General features: G+C 73.7%; 16 protein-coding genes. 8 read left to right on the top strand and 8 right to left on the bottom strand.

The genetic code is table 11. The annotated features are described in order from the left end of the window. Nucleotides 1-129: 129 nt before the first annotated feature. The 3 genes from cmk to der all read left to right on the top strand — a co-directional run bounded on the left by cmk (nt 130) and on the right by der (nt 3014). A complete protein-coding gene (cmk, locus tag ACFYOV_RS28250) occupies nt 130-816 on the top strand; it encodes a (d)CMP kinase (RefSeq protein ID WP_389092283.1) in 687 nt (228 codons plus the stop codon). Further along, nucleotides 813-1460 carry a lysophospholipid acyltransferase family protein gene (locus ACFYOV_RS28245; protein ID WP_389092280.1) on the top strand — a complete coding sequence of 216 codons (648 nt, stop codon included), beginning with the start codon at nt 813-815 and terminating at the stop codon, nt 1458-1460. The genes cmk and ACFYOV_RS28245 overlap by 4 nt, the downstream gene beginning before the upstream one ends. 75 nt (nt 1461-1535) lie before the next feature. Continuing rightward, nucleotides 1536-3014 (top strand): ribosome biogenesis GTPase Der, encoded by a 1479-nt coding sequence (gene der, locus ACFYOV_RS28240; protein ID WP_389092278.1) that lies wholly within the window; start codon nt 1536-1538, stop codon nt 3012-3014. Nucleotides 3015-3070: 56 nt separating this feature from the next. Here the strand turns inward: der and ACFYOV_RS28235 are convergent, their stop codons facing one another. Together ACFYOV_RS28235 and ACFYOV_RS28230 are read right to left on the bottom strand one after the other, a co-directional pair. Further along, entirely contained in the window at nt 3071-3502 is a 432-nt protein-coding gene (locus ACFYOV_RS28235) for a hypothetical protein (RefSeq protein ID WP_389092275.1), read from the bottom strand. A 64-nt stretch (nt 3503-3566) separates the two neighbouring features. After that, a complete protein-coding gene (locus ACFYOV_RS28230; protein WP_389092274.1) occupies nt 3567-4352 on the bottom strand; it encodes a hypothetical protein in 786 nt (261 codons plus the stop codon). 537 nt (nt 4353-4889) lie between these two features. On the opposite strand from ACFYOV_RS28230, the gene ACFYOV_RS28225 reads away from it, so the two are divergent. Further along, entirely contained in the window at nt 4890-5570 is a 681-nt protein-coding gene (locus ACFYOV_RS28225) for a transglycosylase family protein (protein ID WP_389092271.1), read from the top strand. Between the two features lie 67 nt (nt 5571-5637). Here ACFYOV_RS28225 and ACFYOV_RS28220 read toward each other — a convergent pair whose 3' ends face one another. From ACFYOV_RS28220 to ACFYOV_RS28210, 3 genes are read right to left on the bottom strand one after another with little or no spacing between them, the layout of a single operon-like run. Then, nucleotides 5638-6288 carry an ABC transporter ATP-binding protein gene (locus ACFYOV_RS28220; protein WP_389092270.1) on the bottom strand — a complete coding sequence of 217 codons (651 nt, stop codon included), beginning with the start codon at nt 6286-6288 and terminating at the stop codon, nt 5638-5640. Then, complete coding sequence (locus tag ACFYOV_RS28215; protein WP_389092268.1) at nt 6285-9122, bottom strand: ATP-binding cassette domain-containing protein; 2838 nt, start codon at nt 9120-9122, stop codon at nt 6285-6287. Before ACFYOV_RS28215 ends, ACFYOV_RS28220 begins: the two co-directional genes overlap by 4 nt. Before the next feature lie 12 nt (nt 9123-9134). Next, nucleotides 9135-9611: a hypothetical protein gene (locus ACFYOV_RS28210; RefSeq protein ID WP_389092347.1), complete on the bottom strand. Its 477-nt coding sequence runs from the start codon at nt 9609-9611 to the stop codon at nt 9135-9137. A 145-nt stretch (nt 9612-9756) separates the two neighbouring features. Here ACFYOV_RS28210 and ACFYOV_RS28205 point away from each other — a divergent pair, with 145 nt between their 5' ends. Both ACFYOV_RS28205 and ACFYOV_RS28200 read left to right on the top strand, forming a co-directional pair. Further along, nucleotides 9757-10332, top strand: coding sequence for a hypothetical protein (locus tag ACFYOV_RS28205; RefSeq protein ID WP_389092267.1), 576 nt, complete (start codon nt 9757-9759; stop codon nt 10330-10332). After that, nucleotides 10301-11599 carry an ABC transporter substrate-binding protein gene (locus tag ACFYOV_RS28200; protein WP_389092265.1) on the top strand — a complete coding sequence of 433 codons (1299 nt, stop codon included), beginning with the start codon at nt 10301-10303 and terminating at the stop codon, nt 11597-11599. Before ACFYOV_RS28205 ends, ACFYOV_RS28200 begins: the two co-directional genes overlap by 32 nt. An 8-nt stretch (nt 11600-11607) precedes the next feature. On the opposite strand, the gene ctaD is transcribed toward ACFYOV_RS28200, so the two are convergent. After that, nucleotides 11608-13290, bottom strand: a complete 1683-nt coding sequence (ctaD, locus tag ACFYOV_RS28195) for a cytochrome c oxidase subunit I (protein ID WP_389092263.1) — start codon at nt 13288-13290, stop codon at nt 11608-11610. Nucleotides 13291-13727: 437 nt separating this feature from the next. On the opposite strand from ctaD, the gene ACFYOV_RS28190 reads away from it, so the two are divergent. Beyond that, nucleotides 13728-13943, top strand: a complete 216-nt coding sequence (locus ACFYOV_RS28190; protein ID WP_389092260.1) for an I78 family peptidase inhibitor — start codon at nt 13728-13730, stop codon at nt 13941-13943. Between the two features lie 70 nt (nt 13944-14013). Here ACFYOV_RS28190 and ACFYOV_RS28185 read toward each other — a convergent pair whose 3' ends face one another. Both ACFYOV_RS28185 and ACFYOV_RS28180 read right to left on the bottom strand, forming a co-directional pair. After that, nucleotides 14014-15015: a phosphatase PAP2 family protein gene (locus tag ACFYOV_RS28185; protein ID WP_389092258.1), complete on the bottom strand. Its 1002-nt coding sequence runs from the start codon at nt 15013-15015 to the stop codon at nt 14014-14016. 236 nt (nt 15016-15251) lie between these two features. After that, nucleotides 15252-16523 (bottom strand): mannosyltransferase family protein, encoded by a 1272-nt coding sequence (locus tag ACFYOV_RS28180; RefSeq protein WP_389092255.1) that lies wholly within the window; start codon nt 16521-16523, stop codon nt 15252-15254. A gap of 261 nt (nt 16524-16784) precedes the next feature. Between ACFYOV_RS28180 and ACFYOV_RS28175 the strand changes: the two genes are divergently transcribed. Beyond that, nucleotides 16785-18395 (top strand): MFS transporter, encoded by a 1611-nt coding sequence (locus ACFYOV_RS28175; RefSeq protein WP_389092252.1) that lies wholly within the window; start codon nt 16785-16787, stop codon nt 18393-18395. Nucleotides 18396-18416: the final 21 nt, after the last annotated feature.

Below are 18416 nucleotides of genomic sequence, written 5' to 3'. Positions count from 1 at the left end.
CGGGCGGCAGCCCCGGACAGGGCTTCGCGCGACCGGGTGCGGCCGGACGAGTGACCCGCGCCCGGTAACCTTGTGCGGGGCACAGTCGCGCCCCGCACCCACCACCTCGCACCAGGAAGGTGTCCCCCCGTGGAAAACGGCGCCGCCCAGCCCGTGATTGTCGCCATCGACGGCCCGTCCGGCACGGGCAAGTCGAGCACGTCGAAGGCCGTGGCGGCGCAGCTCGGCCTGAGCTATCTGGACACCGGCGCCCAGTACCGGGCGATCACCTGGTGGATGGTGAACAACGGCATCGACATCGACGACCCCTCCGCGGTCGCCGCCGTCGCCGGCAAGCCGGAGATCGTCTCCGGCACCGACCCCAAGAGCCCGACCATCACCGTCGACGGAGTCGACGTGGCCGGCCCGATCCGCGAGCAGGACGTCACCTCCAAGGTCAGCGCGGTCAGCGCGGTGCCCGAGGTGCGCGCCCGGATCACCGAGCTCCAGCGCTCCATCGCCGCCTCCGCGGTGACCGGCATCGTCGTCGAGGGCCGCGACATCGGCACCACCGTGCTGCCCGACGCCGACCTGAAGATCTTCCTCACCGCCTCCCCGGAGGCGCGCGCCGCCCGCCGCAGCGGTGAGCTCAAGGGCGCCGACGTCCACGCCACCCGCGAGGCCCTGATCAAGCGGGACGCGGCCGACTCCAGCCGCAAGGCCTCCCCGCTGGCCAAGGCGGGCGACGCGGTCGAGGTGGACACCACCGACCTCACGCTGGCCCAGGTCATCGAGTGCGTCGTCACCCTCGTCGAGGAGAAGCGAGCCGGGAAGTGACCGACGTTCCATCGGCGCGGGGCGCCGAGGTCGGACGGCGCATCGGCGTCGGCCTGATGTACGGCCTGTGGCGGCCGCGTGTCCTGGGCGCCTGGCGGGTGCCCGCGGCGGGCCCGGTGATTCTCGCCGTGAACCACTCGCACAACATCGACGGCCCGATGGTCATGGGCGTGGCCCCCCGACCGACGCACTTCCTGATCAAGAAGGAGGCGTTCGTCGGGCCCCTCGACCCGTTCCTGACCGGCATCGGCCAGCTGAAGGTCGACCGCCACAGCACCGACCGCACGGCGATCGCCCGGGCGCTGGGCGTGCTGGAGCACGGAGGCGTCCTCGGCATCTTCCCCGAGGGCACCCGGGGCGAGGGCGACTTCGCCTCGCTGCGCGCGGGGCTCGCCTACTTCGCCGTCCGCAGCGGCGCGCCGATCGTGCCCGTCGCGGTGCTGGGAAGTTCCGAGCGGCGCGGACGGTTGATGAAGCAGCTGCCCCCGCTGCGCTCGCGCGTGGACGTCGTCTTCGGCGACCCCTTCGAGGCGGGCGACGGCAGCGGCCGGCGCACGCGCAGGGCGCTGGACGAGGCCACCGAACGCATCCAGAAGCAGCTGACCGCGCACCTGGAAAACGCCAGGCGCCTCACCGGGCGCTAGGCGACACTGAGTAGTGGATCACCCCCAGATCGGGCGTTCCACCGACCACCACGAGGACGACGAGGTACGGACTTCATGAACGACCACATCCAGCCCGACGGCTCGGCCGAGCACGAGCCCGATCACGGGGCGCTCGGCGACGCCGAGTACGCGGAGTTCATGGAGCTCGCCGCGGAGGAGGGCTTCGACCTCGAGGACGTCGAGGGTGCCATCGAGGCCGCCGGACACGGCCCGCTGCCCGTGCTCGCCGTCGTCGGCCGCCCGAACGTCGGCAAGTCGACCCTGGTGAACCGGATCATCGGCCGCCGTGAGGCCGTCGTCGAGGACAAGCCGGGCGTCACCCGCGACCGCGTCACCTACGAGGCCGAGTGGGCGGGCCGCCGCTTCAAGGTGGTCGACACCGGTGGCTGGGAGCAGGACGTCCTGGGCATCGACGCCTCCGTGGCCGCCCAGGCCGAGTACGCCATCGAGGCGGCCGACGCCGTGGTGTTCGTCGTGGACGCCAAGGTCGGCGCCACCGACACCGACGAGGCGGTCGTGCGGCTGCTGCGCAAGGCCGGCAAGCCGGTCGTGCTGTGCGCCAACAAGGTCGACGGCCCGAGCGGCGAGGCCGACGCCGCCTACCTGTGGTCCCTGGGCCTGGGCGAGCCGTACCCGGTCTCCGCGCTGCACGGCCGCGGCACCGGCGACATGCTGGACCAGGTGCTCGAGGTGCTGCCCGAGGCCCCGGCGCAGACGTTCGGCACCGCCGTCGGGGGACCCCGGCGGGTCGCGCTGATCGGCCGTCCGAACGTCGGCAAGTCCTCGCTGCTGAACAAGGTCGCGGGCGAGGAGCGCGTCGTCGTCAACGAGCTCGCCGGCACCACCCGCGACCCGGTCGACGAGATGATCGAACTCGGCGGGAAGACCTGGAAGTTCGTGGACACCGCGGGCATCCGCAAGCGGGTCCACCTCCAGCAGGGCGCCGACTACTACGCCTCCCTGCGCACCGCCGCCGCCGTCGAGAAGGCCGAGGTCGCCGTCGTCCTCATCGACGCCTCCGAGTCCATCTCGGTGCAGGACCAGCGGATCGTCACCATGGCCGTCGAAGCGGGCCGCGCGCTCGTGCTGGCGTTGAACAAGTGGGACACCCTCGACGAGGAGCGCCGCTACTACCTGGAGCGGGAGATCGAGACCGAGCTCGGCCAGGTCGCCTGGGCGCCCCGGGTCAACGTCTCGGCGCGCACCGGGCGGCACATGGAGAAGCTGGTCCCGGCGATCGAGACGGCCCTGGACGGCTGGGAGACCCGGGTCCCCACGGGCCGGCTGAACGCCTTCCTCGGCGAACTGGTGGCCGCCCACCCCCACCCGGTGCGGGGCGGCAAGCAGCCGCGCATCCTGTTCGGTACCCAGGCGGGCACCAAGCCGCCCCGGTTCGTGCTCTTCGCCTCCGGCTTCATCGAGGCGGGCTACCGGCGCTTCATCGAGCGCCGGCTGCGCGAGGAGTTCGGCTTCGAGGGCACGCCGATCCACATCTCGGTGCGGGTGCGCGAGAAGCGGGGCAGGAAGAAGTAACGGCGGACACGGCGAAGGGGCGGCCCCGGCGGGCCGCCCCTTCGGCTGTGCGCGGGTCAGACGCCTCTGCGCGGGGCCGGCGGCAGTCCGGCGGGCACGTGGTGCATCCCGGTCGCATGGCGGGCGGCGGTGCCGACCCGCTGCCACTGCGGCTGCTGCCCCGCGCCCTGGCGGGCGCTGGGCGTCCCGTGCGCGGGGCCGGTGGACGAACCGTCCCGGTCGGCGCCGGGGTCCGGGCCGTCGTACGCCCCCGCATGGTGTTCGCCGTACCGGCCCGTACTGTGCGGGATGTTCCCGAAGGTGGTGAAGTCGAGCTTCTCCTCGCCACTGCGGTCACCCGGCAGCGCGCGGAACGACTTCACGTACTCGGCGTAGAGCGCGTCGTAGATGGGCGTGGCCGAGGGGCCGCTCCGGGAGTCCTGGGCCGGTCGCACGGGTGCGGGTACCGACGAGAAGGACTGGCGGTGGGGAACGTCATATGCGTGCACGTATGTCCAAACGACCCCGTGTCGCAAGGGATGCGGTCAGGGCGCGGCTTTCGCGCCGCGCAGGTCAGGTACCGGCGAGCGGCAGCGCCGCGGCGACCAGCCGGCCGTTCGCCGCGGCCTTGTCCAGCGCGTCGCGCAGCAGGTCCTCGCGCGGCTGGCGGCCGATCGAGCCGACCGGCGCGGCGAACATCAGCACCTGCTGGTGCCTGGTGGCGGCCGAGCGCCAGCCCTCGGTGACCTGGAGCGGCTGGTGCGCCTGCCACCAGGCCACCGGACGGCCGCCGTCGGGGTTCGGCTGGAGCACCGCGTGCAGCTGGCCCACGGCAAGCAGCACGGACCAGCCGTGCAGTACCGGCGGCACGGCGGACAGGTCGGACATCGGCAGGAAGCCCTGCTCCGCGAGCAGGGGCAGGAACTCGTCCGTGCCACCGGTGGAGCCGGGCCGGGCCACCGGTGCGGTCGGCTCGACGACCAGGGCGGGGTGCAACTCCCCGGCGACCAGGACCAGTCCGCTGGTCACACCCAGCACGGCCTGCTCGGCCCGCTCGGTCTGCTGGGGCTCCATGTCCACGGTGTCGCCGGCGATGGACCGCACGGCTCCCTGGAGCTGCTCCTCGGAGACCAGGATGACCTGCGAGGGCAGGCAGGTGGCATGGGCGAAGGCGAGGACGGCGGTCTCGTCCCCGACGAAGAGCACCGTGCTGGTGCGCTCCTGCTCCGAGTCGCCCGGGGTCCGGCAGGAAGTGCAGTCGTAACCGCCCGGGGCGGTCTCTCCGGCGAGCAGGCGGTCGGCTTCTTCGTCGCCGATCTCGGCGCGTACCTCGTCGCTGACGTCGAGCATGCGCGGCACGGGTGGCTCCCTCGGGATGCGGTGCGTGGCGGGACCGGGTGGCTCCCGGCCCGTGGTCCGGGTGGGTCCCCGGCTCATGAAGAAGACAACGGACGATCTGTGGCGGGAGTCACGCCCCAGAGAGAACGGAATCGAACCATCGGGCGCGCACGGTCACGCTCGCCGCGGAATCGCGCACTCATCGTCAAGTGCGCCCCCTGTCAACTCTGTTGGGCGCGTGAAGTGGCTCACAGATCTCGCGGCGGCAGGGTCGACAAATCACGAAATCAACGAATGAAATGGGTGGCCGAAAACTTCCGCTACCCGGGGTAATCCCGAACTGGCCTGCCCGGACGCCGGTGTGGTTGATGCCGGCCCGGCGGGCTCCCTACATTCCTCCGCCGTGTGCAACGAGCACCGCTCGGGCACGCCCGCCGACGGCACCGACGGCTCCACCGTACGGGCCTGCGGCGGGCGGGGCGAGCGTCGGCCCGCGCCCCATGGCGCGGTGGGCGGCGCTCCGCCCGGGGGCCCCCGAGTGTTTCGAGAGGGAACTACATGTCCGACTGTGCCGACACCACTCGCGACAACATCCGGAAGACCCAGATGCGTACGACGGCGGTCCTCGCCGGGGCGGCACTCCTCGCCCCCCTGGGACTGCTGGCCGCGAGCGGCGGGGCCGCCGCGGCGGACGGCGGAGTGTGGGACCGCATCGCCCAGTGCGAGAGCGGCGGCGACTGGCACATCAACACCGGCAACGGCTACTACGGCGGCCTCCAGTTCTCCGCCTCCACCTGGCGCGCCTACGGCGGCACCGCGTACGCGCCGACGGCCGACCGGGCCACCAGGGCCCAGCAGATCGCGGTGGCCACGAAGGTCCAGCGCGCCCAGGGGTGGGGCGCCTGGCCGACCTGCTCGGCCCGCGCGGGCGCGGCCGGGAGCGCACCGGCCGCGGGCCCGGTGACCGCGCAGGAGGCCCCGGCGAAGGCCCCGAAGCCGGCCGAGGCGCCGAAGGCGTCGAAGCAGGCCGGCGGGTCCACGGCTCCGGCCCGTCCCGCCGGGCACCCGGACCGGCAGGCGTCCGGCAGCGGCGGTGTCCACACCGTCCGCGCGGGCGACACGCTCAGCGGCATCGCCGCGCGGCACGGCACCACCTGGCAGCGTCTGTACGCCGCCAACGAGGACGTCATCGGCGCTGATCCCGACGTGATCCTTCCGGGGCAGCGCCTCGACGTCTGAGCCGTCCCCGCACGGGACGCCGGCCCCGGCCTGCCGGAGCCCGCGTCCCGCGCGGCACGCGGCGCGCTCAGCCGTGGCGGTCTTCCGCCTCGCCGGCCTCCCCGGCGAACACCACCCGTCCGTGCCGCAGTTCGCAGACGAAGCCGGGCCGGTCGCGCAGGACCGGCGGGAGGCGCTGCTCGGCGACGACGACACACGCGTCGAGCGCGGCCAGCAGGTCGTACGTGCGGGCCGCGACCGCGGGCGACATGCCCTGCGCGGGCTCGTCGACGAGCACCACGCGCGGGCGGGCGAGCAGGACCCGGGAGAGGGCCAGCATGCGCTGCTCGCCACCGGAGAGGGTGCCGGCGCGGCGCTGAAGCAGGGGTGCGAGCTGCGGGTAGGCGTCCAGGGCCGGAGCGGGGTCGCGGGCGGCGAGCACGAGGTTCTCCCGCACGGTGAGGGAGCCGAACACGGCCCGCCGCTCCGGCACCAGGCACAGCCCGCGCCGGGCCCGCTCGTACGCCGGTAGGCCGGTGACGTCGGCGCCGTCCCACACCACCGCGCCGCCGGACAGCGGCACCACCCCGGCCAGGGCGTGCAGGACGGTCGTACGGCCGGAGCCGTTGCGGCCCAGCAGCACCGTGAGGCCGGGACCGGGGGCGGCGACGGTGACGCCGTGCAGGGCCTCCAGGGGGCCGTAGCGCACACGCGCGTCGCGCAGGGCGAGGAGGGTCACGGGCCGGCCTCCTTCCCCAGGGCGTCGAGGACGCGGTCCGGTGGCCCGGAGGCGACCACCCGGCCGGCCGTCATCACGTGGACGACGTCGGCCAGACCGGCGACCAGGTCCAGGTCGTGCTCGACGACCAGCAGCGCCGTGCCGTCCGCGGCCAGCGCCCGCAGGAGCCGCGCCAGCGCCGCCACTTCGCCGCTGTCGAGACCGGCGGCGGGCTCGTCCAGCAGCAGCACGCGCGGGCTGCCCGCGAGGGCCCGGGCGAGTTCGACGCGGCGCAGCGTGCCGGTGGGCAGCCCCGCCGCGGGCCGTGCCCGCACCGGGCCGTCGAGCCCGAGGAGCCGCAGCGTCCGCTCCACCGCGCGGGGGTCGCGCACCCGGCCCTGCTCGGCGCCGACGCGCACGTTCTCGGCGACGGTCAGTGTCGGGAAGACCGCCAGTTCCTGGAACGTGCGGGCGATGCCGAGCCGGGTGCGGGCGTGCGCGGACAGCCGCGTGACGTCCCGGTCCCCCAGCCGGACCGCCCCGCGCGCGGGGCGAAGCGTCCCCGCCAGACAGTGGAACAGCGTGCTCTTGCCCGCCCCGTTGGGCCCGACGACCGCGGTCACCCGCCCGCCCGGGACGTCGAGATCGACCCCGTCGAGGGCGGTGAAGCCGCCGTAACGGACCCGCAGGGCACGGGCGGTGAGGACGGGGAGGGCGGCGGAGGGCGGGGGAGCGGGCCCGGTGCCGGGGAGTGGTGGCGCGGCGGAGGGCAGGGGCCTGGTTCCGGACCGCGGTGGCGGGGGAGAGGCGGGACCGGGGCCGGCGGGACCGGGACCGGCGTGCCGTACGCCTGCCGGACTGCGGACGCCCCCCGCCTCCCGCCCGTCCGGCCGTTCCGTCCCCGGCGGCACGGCCGTCGCCCCCGTCGGTGACAGAGCGGTCCTCCGCTCCGGTTCGGACGGGCGGAGCCGCTCGCGGGCCCGCATCCCCAGCGGCGTCAGTGCCGGCCGGTCGCGCAGGCGCAGGTGCCCCGCCGCCCGGCGCAGGGCCTCGTGCGGGCCGCCCGGGAAGCGGCCGACCAGGATCGCCAGGACGCCGATCACGGCCGCCGCCACGCCCCCGCGCGTGCCCGCGTCCAGGCCGACCAGGAGGGCTGCCGCGAGGAGGGCGCCCAGGGTGCTGTCGGCCCCCAGGACCACGACCGCGGCGAACCACAGCAGGCCCCGCACGGGGTCGTACGCGGCCGGGTCGAAGGCGCGCAGCCCCATGCCGAGCAGACCGCCGCCGAGCGCGGCCAGCGCGGCGCCCGAGACGAACGCGAGGAGCTTCAACGACGGCACCGGCACACCCGCCGCCCGCGCCCCGGACTCGTGGTCCCGCATCGCCGCCAGCGCCCGGCCCGTGCGCCCCCGGCGCAGCGCCCGGGTCACCAGCAGGGCGCACACCAGCAGGGCCAGCTCCAGCACGTAGTACGCGCGGTCGCCGTCGAAGCCCGCCGGGCGGCCCAGCGACAGCCCGGCCGTGGCGTACGGCTGGGCGAAGACGAACCGGCTCACCCCGACGCCGACCGCGAAGGTCGCCAGCGCCAGGGCGAGCCCCCGGCGGCCGATCGCCGGCCACCCGGTGAGCACGCCCAGGGGCGCCACCAGGACCACGGCCACCGCCAGCGCGGCCAGCTCCGGAAGACGCGGCAGGCCCGGGAAACGGCCGGCCGCCAGCAGCGCCGTGAACAGGGCGCCCAGACCCGCGTAGGCCGCCTGCCCCAGGGAGATCTGCCCGCCCCGCCCGGTGACCACCACCAGCGACAGCAGCACCACCGCGAGGGCCGGCACCTGCACGGCGGTGTGCAGATCGCGCCCGGCCAGGCCCAGCGGCAGCAGGAACAGCACACCGGCCACGATCCGGACACCCGGCGGCGTCGGCAGCCGCGCCGCCGGACGCGGCAGTGCGTCCCGCGCGCCCACCCCGGGCAGCACCAGGGCGGCGACCAGGAGCGCCACGACGAACAGATTGGCGCCGAGCGCCTGGACCAGCGGCTCCGCCCAGCCCGACGGGTGCAGCCGCGTCAGCTGGCTCTGCGCCACGCCGATCGCCAGCGCGGCCGGCACCGCCACCGCCGGCGCGCGCATCCGCGCGGCGACCGCGACCGCCACCACCTCCATGACGAGCAGCGGCAGCCCGTACGGGTCCAGCCGCACGTACGGTGCCAGCAGCACGCCCGTCAGACCGGCCGTGAACGAGCCGAACGCCCAGCCCGCCGCCGCCACCCGGTCCGCGTCGATCCCGCTGAGCACGGCCAGTCGCCGGTCGTCGACCACGGCCCGCAGCTCCCGCCCGAACCGGGTCCAGCGCACCACCGCCCCGACCCCCGCGGCCAGCACGGCGACCACCGCCAGCTGCCCCCACGGATCCGCCGCCACCAGCACCGGGGCGTCGTCCCGCGCCCCCTGCCCCCACAGCAGCGCCGCGCCGCCCACGAGGAGCACGAACACCCCGATGGAGGCCACGAGCGTCTGCGCGGGATCACTGCCGAGCACCGACAGCGGCCGGAAGACGAACCGCTCCAGGACCACCCCCAGCCCCGGCGCCAGCACCAGCAGCGTCAGTGCGGCGGCGCCCCACAGCGGCCACCCCCACTCGACCACGCACTGCCGCAGCGCGTACGCGCAGACCATCGCGACGGCTCCGTGCGCGAAGTTGAGCACGCCGGTCGCCCGGTACGTCACGATCAGACCGATCCCGGTGAGCGCCGCCGCGGCGCCCACCGACAGCCCGGCCAGTGTCAGGTCGTACGTCAGCGAGGACGCCGTGGCGGGCATCGGCGGGGGCGTCGGCGCGGACATCGGCCAGGACATCGGCGCCGCCCCTCAGCCGGTTTCCCCGGCCGGCTCGCAGATCGGGCAGGGATCCAGGTCCCCCCTCGCCACCAGTCCGCCGTCCACCGGCACTGCCTCCGGCTTGCCGGCGACCAGCGGGCAGTCCGCGCGGTGCCACAGCGTGCCGCCCGGTACCATCAGCGTCCTCGCGCTGACCGCGAGCGGCGTGCCGCCCGGGCGCCCGGACTCCCCGGTACCGGTCGGCCGGGCCTCGACCAGCAGCCCGTACAGCTCCTCGACGCGGGTCGCGGCCACCGTGCCGCGGCCGTGGGCCAGCAGCACCGCACCGGCGATGATCAGCGCGGCCCCGGGGACCGTGCAGGAGGCGAGGTAGGGCAGCTGCCGCTCGGCGTAGCGCTCGCCGGAGACGCCGTACCAGCCGATGACGCACAGCACCGCGCCGGTGGCGAGCGCGGCCCAGCCGGCCCAGAGGACGGGGTGCACGCTCCGCAGTCGGGCTGTCCGCATCATGGCTCCCACACGTCGGGTCGGTGTGCCTGTGCCTGTCCGCTGTCCCCAAGTCTGCCAACGGACTTGCACTATGCCTTCCGGAAGCTGACCCTGAAAGCACCGGGCGCCTTGCGGCCCGGACCGACACCCGGTGGTGAGCCAGATGGTTCTCGGCAGCGACCTCAGGCGGGGGACGACGAGGAGGGGACGCGGCCCACGGGCGGCGGGGCGGGGGACGGCGATCGCGGCCGCCCTGCTCCTGGTCCTCGGCCCGGCCCTCGCGGCGTGCACCGACGACGAGGGCGGCGGTGGCGACAGCCCGCCCCCCTCCCCGACCGTCCGGCCGACGACGAGCACACCGGCGGCCACGCCCCCGAACGCGGCGCAGGCCGAGCAGGAGATCAGGCAGAACTGGCAGAAGTTCTTCGACCCCGGGACGCCCCTGGAGGAGAAGCAGAGCGTCCTCGAGCACGGTGAGCGGATGGCGCTGGTGCTCCGGGCGTTCAGCGGCGACGAGCGAGGCGGCCAGGTGCAGGCGAAGGTCACGAAGGTCGAGTTCACCTCCCCGACCAACGCGGACGTGACGTACGACCTCACGCTGAAGGGCGCCACCGCGCTGCCGAACGCGTCCGGCACGGCGGTCGAGCAGGACGGCACCTGGAAGGTGTCCGCCAAGACGCTCTGCGCGCTGGTCCAGATGAGCGGCAATGGGTCGGCGTCGGCCGTCCCGGGTTGCTGAGGCGCTCGCCGCGGCCGTACTGCTCGCCCTGACCGCGGCCTGCGGCAGCCGACTGCCCGAGAGCGAGTTCGAGCGCGGCGACCGCCCGCCCGAGCCCACCCGGGACACCGCCGAGCCGATCCGCGTCGGCATCGTCACCAGCGCCACCAGCCCGGTCGGCGGCGGCGCCTTCACCGGCCCGCGCGACGGCGCCAAGGCGTACTTCGACCGCCTCAACACGCGCGGGGGCATCGACGGCCGCCGTGTGGAGGTGCTGCAGTGCGACGACGGCGGCAGCGGCGTCGGCAACAACGAGTGCGTGCACCGGCTGGTCGACGAGGAGAGGGTCGTCGCCCTCGTCGCCACCACCGTGCTGGACTACGCGGGCGCCTCCCGGGTCTCCCGCGCAGGCGTGCCGGACATCGGCGGCCAGCCCATCGGCGCCGCCTACGACACCTACCCGCACCTGTACAGCATCTACGGCAGCAGGGCACCGAGGAACGGCACTCCCGGCTGGGACGGCAAGCTGTACGGCGGCACCGAGGTCTACCGCTACTTCCGGAGCGAGCACGGGGCCCGCACCGCCGCCGTCGTCTCCTACAACCAGTCCGCGTCCGCCGCCTACGCCCGCCTCGTCGAGCGGGGACTGAAGGCGGAGGGCTACCGCGTGGTCACCGAACAGGTCGACTTCGCGCTGCCCAACTTCCGTGCGGTGGCCGCCGACCTGAAGCAGCAGGGTGCCGACCTTGTCTTCGACGCCATCGACGGCCACGGCAACGCCCGGCTCTGCGCAGCCATGGACGCGGTCGGCGCCCGGGTCACCGCCAAGGTCACCAACGTGCAGAACTGGACGTCCACCGTCGCCGAGGACTACGAGGACGCCCCGCGCTGCCGCAACGCCCTGTGGGCGACCGGCTCCAGCCGCAACTTCCAGGACACCGGTCACCCGGCCGTACGGGACTTCCGGGACGCCACGAAGGACCTGAAGACGCACTCCCAGTGGCAGGTGGAGGGCTGGGCCGCGGCGCGGTGGTTCACCGACGCGGCGACGTCCTGCGCCCGCACCGGCATCACCCGCGCCTGCGTCGACGACTTCGTCAACCGTGCCGACGGGTACACCGCGGGCGGCCTGCTGCTGCCCGTCGCGTTCGGCCGCTCCCCGGAGCCGCCGACGACGGGCAGGTCGTGCCTGTCGGTGGCCCGGTGGCGCGACGGCACCGGCTGGGTGACCCAGGGAGAGATGAACCGCACCTGCTTCGACGTCCCGCACCTGGCCTACGAACCCTGACCGGACGCTCAGCCGTCGGCCTGCTCGCTCCTCGGCTCGGGCTGGGACGTCACCGCCGCGTACTCCGGGTGGTTCAAGTCGAACGCCGGTGACTCCGAGCGGATCCGGGGCAGCGTCGTGAAGTTGTGCCGGGGCGGGGGGCACGAGGTCGCCCACTCCAGGGACCGGCCGAAGCCCCAGGGATCGTCGACCTCGACCTTCTCCCCGTACTTGGCGGTCTTCCAGACGTTGTAGAGGAACGGCAGCGTCGAGAAGCCGAGCAGGAACGCGCCGATCGTGGAGACGGTGTTCAGCGCGGTGAAGCCGTCCGCCGCCAGGTAGTCCGCGTAGCGGCGCGGCATGCCCTCGGCGCCCAGCCAGTGCTGCACCAGGAACGTCGTGTGGAAGCCGACGAACAGCGTCCAGAACTGGATCTTGCCGAGCCGTTCGTCGAGCAGCCTGCCGGTGAACTTGGGCCACCAGAAGAAGAACCCGGCGAAGGTCGCGAAGACGACGGTGCCGAAGACCACGTAGTGGAAGTGCGCCACCACGAAGTAGCTGTCGGTCACGTGAAAGTCCAGCGGCGGCGACGCGAGGATCACTCCGGTCAGCCCGCCGAACAGGAACGACACCAGGAACCCGGTCGCCCACAGCATCGGCGTCTCGAACGACAGCGAGCCCTTGAGCATCGTGCCGGTCCAGTTGAAGAACTTCACGCCCGTCGGCACCGCGATCAGGAAGCTCATGAAGGAGAAGAACGGCAGCAGCACCGCGCCGGTGGCGAACATGTGGTGCGCCCACACCACGATCGACAGCCCGGTGATGGCCATGGTCGCCCCGACGAGGGTCAGGTAGCCGAACAGCGGCTTGCGGCTGAAGACCGGGATGATCTCCGTGACGATCCCGAAGAACGGCAGCGCGATGATGTAGACCTCGGGATGCCCGAAGAACCAGAACAGGTGCTGCCACAGGATCGCCCCGCCGTTGGCCGCGTCGAAGACCTGGGAGCCGAACCGCCGGTCCGACTCCAGCACCAGCAGCGCCGCCGCCAGGACCGGGAACGCCAGCAGGATCAGGATCGACGTGAACAGCGTGTTCCAGGTGAACAGCGGCATCCGGAACATCGTCATGCCGGGGGCCCGCATGCCGATGATCGTGGCGATGAAGTTGACCGCGCCGAGGATGGTGCCGAAGCCCGACAGCGCCAGGCCCATGATCCACAGGTCGGGGCCGAGGCCGGGGGAGTACTGGGCGCTGTTCAGCGGTGCGTAGGCGAACCAGCCGAAGGCGGCCGGGCCACCGGTCACCACCAGCGAGCTCAGCACGATCAGCCCGCCGAGGAGGAACAGCCAGTACGAGAACATGTTCAGCCGCGGGAAGGCCACGTCGGGCGCGCCGATCTGCAACGGCATCAGCTCGTTGGCGAACCCGGCGAAGCTGGGCGTCGCGAACAGCAGCAGCATGATCGTGCCGTGCATCGTGAACATCTGGTTGAACTGCTGGTTGTCGATCAGCTGAAGGCCCGGCCGCGCCAGCTCGGCGCGCATCAGCAGCGCCATCGCGCCGGCGATCAGGAAGAACACGAACGACGTGATCAGGTAGAGGTGCCCGATCTTCTTGTGGTCGGTGGTGGTCAGCCAGTCGATCACCAGCCGCCCGCGCCGTTCACGGCGCACGGGCTGCGCCGTCGCCTGCACGGTCTGCGTCCCCATCGCTCGCTCGCCCCTTCGCTCGGTCGCGCACCGGGCCCGCTGGGCCCGCGCCCCTGTACCCGCGGGTCCAGGTCATGATGCGCGCCCCCTCGCGTCCTGCGACAGAGGGCGGAGCGGGGCCGGTACGGAAACTGGGCATTTCCGGTGCCGCGACGGTCCTCACGAGCCGTTGCGGTACCGGAAAGAAAAGGGTCCCCGCCGGGTCCCGGGCGCACTTCTCCGAAACTCTTCACCGGGGTTTATCCGCGCCCCGGTGTGACACGCGGGAATTGCGTTCGAATGGCAGCGGAAGGCGTACGGAACCGCACATCCGTGTGACGGCCGCCGAGGAAAACGGCTGTCGTGGTCCTGTGACAGAAGCGTGACGCCCGGGACATCCGGGCCCCGGGGTTCCGCCCCGCCTTCCCTGCTCCCCGGGCAGGGCATAGCGTGGCCGCATGGCACCCATTCCGACACCCTCGAACGAACCCCACGACGACCCGGACGCCTATGTCGGCCTCGCCGCCGGCCCGGCCGAGGACCTCGCGCGCGAACGCGGATGGTCGACGGTCCGGGCGCTGCCGCCGGGGGCGATCATCACCATGGAGTACCGGAGCGGTCGCCTGAACTTCGAGGTGAAGGACGGCCGGGTGGCGCGGGCCTGGAAGGGCTGACGGACGGCGACGGCCCCGGTTCCGCGAGGGAACCGGGGCCGTGGCGCACCCTGCGGATGCGGGCGGGGCGTCAGGGGCGGGTCGCCGAGGTGGTGCCGCGCGGGTGGCGCTCCGGGTGCGGTCGGCGGCTGCCCAGCGGGGCGACCGGGGTGCGCTCCGCTCGGGTCGTGTGCGGGCCCGGCGCCAGGTACACGTGCGTCCGCGAGGAGTGGCCCACGGGGACCGGCTCGGGGGGCGCGGTGTCCTCGTGGTCGGTGAGCGGCTCGAGCACGACCGGTGCCCCGACCGGTCGGGTGGCCCGCGTGGTGCGGCCCCGCCGGGCGCGCCGGCGGTCGCGCAGGCCGAGGATCCGCTCCTCGCAGCGCGCGATCAGCGGCTCGAACCAGGGCAGCGCGAGCAGGATCAGCAGGCCCGCGACCCAGCCCAGGAGCACATCGCTCAGCCAGTGCGTACCGAGGTACACGGTGGACAGCCCGACGCCCAGCGAGGTCACCGCGGACAGGGCGGACAGCCAGCGGCGCGCTCTCGGGGTGGAGGCCAGATAGGCAAGGATTCCCCACGTCACCACGGCGTTCGCGGTGTGGCCGCTGGGAAATATATCGCCGCCGAGCCACATCTCGTTCGAGCCGATCTCGGTCGCGTAGTGCGGGCCGAGGCGTCCCATGCCGTACTTGGCGGCCCCCACGGTGACGTTGAGCAGCAGCAGGGAGACGCCGAGCGCGAGCAGCGGCCGCAGGGTGTGCTGCCGCCAGGAGCGCCAGCCCAGCCAGGCCGCGATCATCACGGCGGTCGGTCCGCGCTGGCCGAGCACGACGTAGTAGTCGACGAAGGCGTGGAGTTCGGACCACTGCTGGTAGGGGCGGAAGAACATCACCTGCCAGTCCAGCCGGACCAGCCAGGAGGTGATCACCACGGCCCACACGATCGCCACGTAGAACGCCAGGGTGGCGCCGAAGAGCACGACCCGGTGCCGGCTCATCCGGGGCACGTCGATATGAGCCGGCCGTTCCGGCTCACGATCCAGCCTCGCGAACACCCGGTCCAGACGGGTGGGCTTCGGTTCGGTACGCACCCAATCGACGTTACAGCGAGTGAGCGGGGATCCCTGGCGAAACAACACCTTTGTGATGACGATGTGATGTGGGATTCCTCTCAGCGGGGCCTTTATTTCCCGCAAATCCACGCGGCCTGGCCGAGGCGTCCCTCAATTCCTTTGATCATTCCGGCGACGGTTTTATGGTGCTTTTTAATTCGTTCACCGGAGCCTGGTGTCGAATTCGCCCGGTGCTCATCGGCCGTCCGGGCGGCTCATGGGGGGCCCGACCCGTTCAGCCAGAGGGCGCCGTACCCCGCGGAGGCCACCGCGACGGCCGACAGCACCCAGGCCGCCTTTGGCGTCCGCAGCCGGGCCAGGGCCCGCGCGAGGGGCAGCAGCAAGGGGAAGGCGGGCAGCAGCAGCCGGGGCTTGGAGCCGAAGTAGCTCGACGCGCACAGGGCGAGCGCGGTGACCACCCCGGCGTACACCAGCAGCGCGAGCGGCTGGCGCTGCCGCAGGCAGGCGACGTACAGCCACACCACGAGGCCGACGCCCACGACCAGGGCGGCACCGGCCGGCGCGGACGGGAGTGACGTGAATCTGCTCGCCACGAAACGGGCGAAGGCGTAGCCCCCGTCGAAGCCGTTGCGCCAGCCGGCCTGCACGTCGAGATAGCCGAGCGGCCCCGTGCCGGTGCGGTGGCCGACCCACAGGACGTAACCGGCGGTGCCGAGAGGGGCGAGCAGCATGCCGAGGACCCGGCGCGCGGCGCGATCGGGCGCGGGGGCGTGATCCGGGGGCGCGTCCGGAGGGAGGGCGCCCACGGAGCCGGAGACGCGCCGGGGTGACGGGCGAAGAGGGGCGCGTTCACCCGGAAGCGCGCCGCTCGCCCGGCGCGTGCTGCGGTCTCGCACGAACGAGACGACGGCCGCCGTCCACACCGCCGCGACCACCGCCAGGCCCACCGGCCGGGTCAGCCCGCCCAGCGCGGCCAGCAGCCCCGCCGTCACCCAGCGGCCGGTCAGCACGGCGTACAGCGACCACGCGGCGAGCGCCGTGAACAGTGACTCGCTGTACGCCATCGACTGCACGATCCCGACCGGCAGCACCGCCCACAGCAGCGCCGCGCACACCCCGGCCCGCCGCCCGTACACGTGGTCGGCCACCGCGAAGATCCCCCAGGCCGCCGCGAGCGAGGCGAGCAGGCTCACCACGAAGCCCCCGTCGGCGTACGACAGCGGCGACACCGCTGCCACCAGCCGCTCCAGCCAGGGAAGCAGCGGGAAGAAGGCCAGGTTCGAGTGCACGTCGCCGTTCGGCAGCCGCACCTCGTAGCCGTACCCCAGCTCCGCGACGCGGGTGTACCAGAGCGCGTCCCAGCGGGCGGTCAGCAGCGTGTACGCGGCCTTGCCGCGCGCCTCGCTCCACAGGGCCAGGACGATCAGGCCGAGGGCGCGGACGGCCGCGTACCCGAGGAGCGCCGGGGCGGCCCGGCGCAGTGCTCCCGGGCGGGCCGGTGTCGCACGCGTCGCACAATCGATCACGGGCCCGATTATCGACCGGCGGCCGGAGCGCACGGCCGGGCGGAGCGCGGCGGCCCGCGAAGGAGTGGTGCACGCCACACGGATCCGATCGGCGTCTGAGAGGCCCGCCACTCGACCGCGGCGCTCACTCGCGTACGCTGACGTGTCACTCGCCTTTCGTTGCGCGGGCCGGAGGCCACCGCTCCTCTCCGGCCGAGTCGCGGGGGAGTCCCCACCCCGCGAGCCCGCCGAAACGCGAGGGAACATCTGGGAGGTACGTACATGTCCGGGACGACCACGGCCGCCGCAGCGCTGCGCCGTCGGGCGGCCGGGGCCGGTGCCAACCGCTGGGTGGTGCTCGTCGTCCTCTGCGTCAGCCTGCTGCTGGTCGCCGTCGACGCCACCGTGCTGCACGTGGCGGTACCCGCGGTCACCGAGGACCTCAGGCCCGGCGCGATGGAACTGCTCTGGATCGTCGACGCCTACCCACTGGTGTGCGCCTCGCTGCTGATCCTCTTCGGCACGCTGGGCGACCGCGTCGGCCGCAGACGCGTCCTGCTGCTCGGGTACGCGTTGTTCGGCGTCGCCTCCGGCATGGCGGCCCTCGCCGACACCGCCCAGGTACTGATCGTGGCGCGGGCGCTGCTCGGCGTCGGCGGCGCGATGATCATGCCCGCCACGCTGTCGATCCTGCGACAGGTCTTCCCGGACCGGCGTGAGCGGGCGCTCGCCATCGGCATCTGGAGCGCGGTCGCCGCGGTGGGGGCGGCGGTCGGACCGCTGCTCGGCGGATTCCTGCTCGAGCACTTCTGGTGGGGCGCCGTCTTCCTCGTCAACATCCCGCTGATGCTGGTCAGCCTGCCCGTCGGCCGCATCCTGCTGCCGGAGTCGAAGGGCGACGGCCGCGGCCCCTGGGACGTGGTCGGCGCGCTGATGGCCGCCGCGGGGCTGTTCGCCGTCGTGTTCGCCGTGAAGCGGCTCGGCGGCGGCGAACCCGCCGGCAGTGCGTTGACCGTCCTGCCGCTGATCGCGGGCGCGGCCCTGCTGGTCGCCTTCGTGCGCCGGCAGCGGCGCCGCGCGCACCCGCTGGTCGACCTCCGGATGTTCGCGCGGCCGGCATTCAGCACCTCGGTGGGGTGCATCGTGCTGGCGATGCTCGCCCTGGTGGGTCTGGAACTCATCGCGGCCCAGTACCTCCAGCTCGTGCTCGGGCTCTCCCCGCTGGAGACCGGCCTGCGCCTGCTGCCGCTGACCTTCGCGGCGATGGCGGCCGGTCTCGCGGGCGCTCGGATGCTGCGCCGGTTCGGCCCGCGCCGCATGGTCTGCGCCGGCTTCTGTCTGACGGCCGCCGCCGTGGTCGCCCTGACCGCGATGGGCGCGCGAGACAACTGCGCCCTGCTGCTGACCGGCTTCGTCCTGCTCGGCTTCGGCCTGGAGACCACCCTGTTCGGCGCGTACGAGTCGATGCTGAGCGAGGCGCCCCCGGAACAGGCCGGCGGGGCGGCGGCGATCGGGGAGACCTCCTACCAGCTCGGCGCCGGCATCGGGATAGCCCTGCTGGGCAGCGTGATGAACGCCGCCTACGCGCCCGGTCTCACCGGTGTCCCGGGCGTCCCAGAGCCGGCGTCCGCGTCGGCGCGCCACTCACTGGGCGAGGCGTACGAGGTGGCGGCCCAGCTCGGCGGGCCCGCCGGGGCCGCGCTGCGGGAGGCGGCGCGGCACGCCTTCGTGCACGGGCTGCACGTGACCCTGCTGGTCAGCGCGGGTCTGCTGCTGCTCGGGGCGGCGATGGCGCTGCGGCTGCCGCGGGTCATGCAGTGCGAGCCGGCGCCCGTGGAGCTGCCCGCGCCCCGGGAGGCGGCCGACGCCCGTGTCTCCGGGCTGAAGGTGTGAGCCGTGCCCGCCCGGCATGGG

The sequence above is a fragment of the Streptomyces sp. NPDC005931 genome, assembly GCF_042871235.1.
Lineage (GTDB): Bacteria > Actinomycetota > Actinomycetes > Streptomycetales > Streptomycetaceae > Streptomyces.
This window is presented reverse-complemented; position numbering and strand designations above follow the sequence as displayed.